The sequence below is a fragment of the Novosphingobium sp. FKTRR1 genome, assembly GCF_020404405.1.
In the GTDB taxonomy this organism is placed as follows: Bacteria; Pseudomonadota; Alphaproteobacteria; order Sphingomonadales; family Sphingomonadaceae; genus Novosphingobium.
In genome coordinates this window covers 1-4,297 of sequence record NZ_JAIZDA010000075.1, presented here as the reverse complement: position 1 = coordinate 4,297, position 4,297 = coordinate 1, and the positions used below count along the sequence as shown (strand labels likewise).

At 62.9% G+C, this 4,297-nt stretch carries 5 protein-coding genes; all 5 read left to right on the top strand.

Annotated features, from left to right (window positions below):
• Nucleotides 1-231 precede the first annotated feature (231 nt).
• Entirely contained in the window at nt 232-477 is a 246-nt protein-coding gene (locus LDN95_RS22860) for an AbrB/MazE/SpoVT family DNA-binding domain-containing protein (RefSeq protein WP_226019801.1), read from the top strand.
• Nucleotides 474-863 (top strand): type II toxin-antitoxin system VapC family toxin, encoded by a 390-nt coding sequence (locus tag LDN95_RS22855; protein WP_226019800.1) that lies wholly within the window; start codon nt 474-476, stop codon nt 861-863. The genes LDN95_RS22860 and LDN95_RS22855 overlap by 4 nt, the downstream gene beginning before the upstream one ends.
• Before the next feature lie 58 nt (nt 864-921).
• Nucleotides 922-2,076 carry an ImmA/IrrE family metallo-endopeptidase gene (locus LDN95_RS22850; RefSeq protein ID WP_226019799.1) on the top strand — a complete coding sequence of 385 codons (1,155 nt, stop codon included), beginning with the start codon at nt 922-924 and terminating at the stop codon, nt 2,074-2,076.
• Complete coding sequence (locus LDN95_RS22845) at nt 2,073-2,570, top strand: DUF4411 family protein (protein ID WP_226019798.1); 498 nt, start codon at nt 2,073-2,075, stop codon at nt 2,568-2,570. Before LDN95_RS22850 ends, LDN95_RS22845 begins: the two co-directional genes overlap by 4 nt.
• A 333-nt stretch (nt 2,571-2,903) precedes the next feature.
• Complete coding sequence (locus LDN95_RS22840) at nt 2,904-3,959, top strand: DUF2493 domain-containing protein (RefSeq protein WP_226019797.1); 1,056 nt, start codon at nt 2,904-2,906, stop codon at nt 3,957-3,959.
• Nucleotides 3,960-4,297: the final 338 nt, after the last annotated feature.

Genomic DNA, 4,297 nt, shown 5'->3' with positions numbered 1-4,297 from the left:
TGTTTTTTTTCTACAAAACCCCCCCCTTTATCGCTATTTTTTTTTTGTGGGGGGGGGGGGGCCCCCCCCCCCCCACGGCAAAGCGCTACACTCACAACGGAAATTCGCACTTCAGATGGAAAGCAAACATGTAGAGCTATTCGTGACACGTTTGCGATTTTGTGGCATATGCTTCTTGGATTGGCTCACGCACGTGCTTCGCGAGGCGTTCGCCGCATCAGGAGCAGTGCCATGACGGTGCAAGTGACGATCACGCCAAACGGACGGATGAGCCTGCCGGCCGAAATCCGCAAGCGCCTCGGTCTGGCCGGCGGTGGCGCGCTGCTGGTCGAGGAAACCGAGGACGGCGTGATCCTGCGCACCGTGGCGCAATCGGTCGCTCACGCCAAGGCGCTCGCCAAGAAGTACACGGGCGACAAGGCAGACGCATCGGTCGACGCGTTCCTTGCTCGCCGTCGCGAGGAAACGGGCGAATGAGCGAAGTCGTGCTCGACGCCTCCGCGCTGCTTGCCCTGCTCCGGGACGAGGCCGGCGCGGGCAAGGTCGCCGATGCGATCGGTGCCTCGCGCATGTCGAGCGTCAACTACGCCGAGGTCGTCAGCCATTTCATCCATGCCGGCATGCCCGCCGAGCAGGTCGACGCCATGCTGCGGCCCCTGCCGATGGCGATCGTCGAGGCTGATCACGCCCTCGCTACCATCGCCGGGCGACTGCGCGCCGCGACGGCCGAGGCCGGCCTGTCGCTCGGCGACCGTTTCTGCCTGGCGCTCGCGCGCCGGGACGGTCTTCCGGCGCTGACCGCCGACAAGCAGTGGCGCACCGTTGCGGACGCAGCCGGTGTCGCAGTGTCGGTGATCAGATGATGCGAGGCAATTCCATGCAGTCTTGCCGCAGAGTCCAATGCAAGACTACTAAGTCCCCATGACGCGGGCGGCCATCCATCCTGAGCTTCTGACCTGGGCGCGCGAACGTGCAGGCAAGAGCCCAGAAGATTTGGACCACCGGTTCCCTAAACTTGCCCTGTGGGAAGCGGGCGACGCGCAGCCCACGATCAAGCAGTTGCAAGCCTTCGCCGATGCTGTCCATGTGCCGGTTGGCTATCTGTTTCTTCCTGCTCCGCCTCATGAGCAATTGCCGATCCCGGATTTTCGGACGGTCGATGGCCGCGCCATTCACCGCCCCAGTCCCAACCTCCTCGACATGGTCTATGCCTGCCAGGAGCGCCAGGGATGGTTCAAGGACTATGCCCGGGCCGTGCGGCTGCCCGAACTCGCGTTTGTTGGCAGTGCCTCGCTGAATGACGAGCCAGTCGCTGTGGCAGCACGGATGGCTGAAGCGCTCGGCTTTGACCTAGAAGCCCGTGCTGCCTGCCGCACCTGGGAGGAGGCACTGCGGCTCTTCATTGGCCAGGCCGACGCTCTCGGAGTACTGGTGATGGTAAGCGGCGTCGTTCTCAGTAACAATAACCGCAAGCTCGATCCGGAAGAGTTCCGCGGCTTTGCACTTGCCGACACCCAGGCGCCACTTGTGTTTATCAACGGATCGGACAGCAAGTCCGCTCAGATGTTTACGCTTGCCCATGAACTTGCGCACCTCTGGCTTGGTGCCACTGCGATATCGAATGCCAGCGCCGCGCCGGTCGCAGGTTTCCGGCGTGAGGAAGTCTGGTGCAACGCAGTCGCAGCTGAATTACTCGTGCCCTTGGTAACACTGCAAGCCGACCTCGTCGTGGATGAAGCACTTGACGACGCCGTCGCTCGTCTCACGCGTCGTTACAAGGTCAGCAGTCTTGTCATTCTGAGACGTCTTCTCGATGCCGGTTGGCTGACCCGAACTGCCTTCGAAGCCGCATGGGCTGCCGAGCGCGGCCGCCTGCGGGCGATCGCAGAACGAAACGGCGGCGGCGGCGATTTCTATCGTACGACCCTATCTCGCGTCAGCCGCCGTTTCGCCCGCGCCCTGGTCGAAAGCACGCTCGAGGGCCAGACCCTTTACCGCGATGCCTTTCGTATGCTCGGTGTAGCGAAGACCGAGACCTTCAATCACATAGGGCAGGAAGTGGGGGTGCTTGCTTGACCCGTTACCTGCTCGACGCGAACGTCTTCATCCAGGCCAAGAACCTTCACTATGGCTTCGATTTCTGCCCGGCCTTTTGGGAATGGCTGGTGGCGCAGAACGCGGCCGCGATTGTCGCAAGCATCGAGAAGGTCAGCGATGAACTCGTGGGCGGCGGTGACGAACTTGCGGATTGGGCCCATGCCCAAGGCAAAGGATTCTTCTTACCTCCCGACGACGCGGTTCTTCCTGCCTTGGGACAGGTGAGCGCCTGGGCTACCGGGCAAGCCTATGAGCCCGCAGCAATCGCGACATTTTTGCAAGTCGCCGATTATTGGCTGGTGGCACATGCCAAGGCCCACGAATGCGTCGTCGTTACTCACGAAGTGCCTTCGGACTCGGTCCGCAAGATAAAGATCCCGAATGTATGCATCGGGCTCGGTATTACCTGCATGAGCCCATACGAAATGCTCCGCCGCGAAAGAGCGAGATTCGTATTGGGAGCAGCCTCCTAGTTCGTTCCAGGGCGGCGTTTTGCGGTTAACCCCGAACGCCCAGATGGGGTTCGGGGGCAAAACCGTCATCTCTCTCTCATCTCGGTGGCTGAGCGAAATCAGCATCGCCATAGCATGACGCCTGGGAGATTGGCGGCCGTCAAGGATCGCGGGTACCCCCCCGATTTTGGCCTGCTGCGGCTAGCGCCTTGCGAGCAAAAATCGGCTCCCCCCACGCCCGCTAATCGCGGCGGCAGCGCGTGCGCGCCGCCGTCCCTGACTGCCTGACTCCGGCGTCCTTCAAGGCACATCTTTCATCAGCGTGATGAGAGAAAATTCCATTTGGAGGTTATCATGACGGACCGTTTCTCGAACTTCGCCGACCTAGCCGAACACTATGCGCGCGAAATCGCGACGCCTGACTACGCCCGGGCATTCATGGAGCAGACCGAACTGGCGAAGCTCTCGATCGAACATGAGCCGAGCGCTGCCGAAATGCCCGACCCAGAAGTTGCGCAGGCGGCGATCGAGATGATGCTGGCAACGGTCTTCGACCTGTTCCGCGACACCCGGATGGAGGACTTCGCCAGCGAAGTCGCCTGGGGCGTGGCCAACAGCTTCCATGTCGTCGCCAAGCGCCTCGACGACCGCGAGGACGCAATGGCGAACCGCCTCCAGGAAAAGCTGCGCGAATACGATCCGAGCGAGGTCTACGCGACCGATCTCGAGGACCTGACCATGCAGGCCCGCAGCCTTGCCGAATGCCGCGATGCGATGGAGTGCATGCGCGACCATGCCGCGCGGATCTACCTTGTCGAGACCGGCCGCCCGTTCTCGCCGGTGCGGGGCTCGCGGGTCTCGTCCAAGACCAATGCCTCGATGATCGAAGCGCGCGACTATCTCGCGGCACAGAAAGCGCAGCGGCGCGAGCAGTTTGCCCCATCGGGTCCGGTCGTAGTGTTCTCGGGCGGACAGCAGTTCACCGACATTGCGCTGGTTGAAGACTATCTCGACGCGATCCATGCCCGGGTCCCGTCGATGGCGCTCGCGACGACCGCGCAGAACAAGGGCGCGGACGTGATCGCGGCAGCCTGGGCATCGCGCCACAATGTGCCGGTGATCCTGTGCAAGCCCGATACTTCGCGGGGACCTTCCGCACCCTATCAGCGCAACGCCCGCATGCTCGCCTTCAAGCCTGTCGAGGCCGTGGTGTGCAGCGGCGGCGGCATCCAGGCGAACCTTGCTGACCGCCTCCGCGAAGCACGCATTCCCCTCCACATTGTGCGCGACGCTTCGGTTCAGAACGAGACCCCGGCGGCGCGGACCAAAGCCGCAGCGCAAGCTGAGCGGCCTGCGATGAAGCGCACGGCATGTGGCACCGTCAATAGCGATGACCTCCCGCCATTCTGAGCGGCACCAGCTGCGATTGCATCAACCAGAAGGGTGTCCGGCCTCACCGCCGGATGCCCTTCTTATTTGTCGACCCGGACGCACACTGTCATGGCCCGGCTCGCTCGCATCTTGCCCCCGCCAGTAATGGCCTGACGGCCTGCTGGAAGGGGCGCGAAGGCTTCGCATCGGCCGGGCAAGCGGTACCCGCGCGTGGACCACCGGGGTGCTCCCCAACAGGGTTAAACACATGGGGTAATCGCGGGGTGCGCTTCCACGCGATCAGGACGCGCTGGTCAGGTGGTTGCCCCCCGGTAGGATGAAATACGGGCCCACGATGGTGACCGGGCCCAGCATCG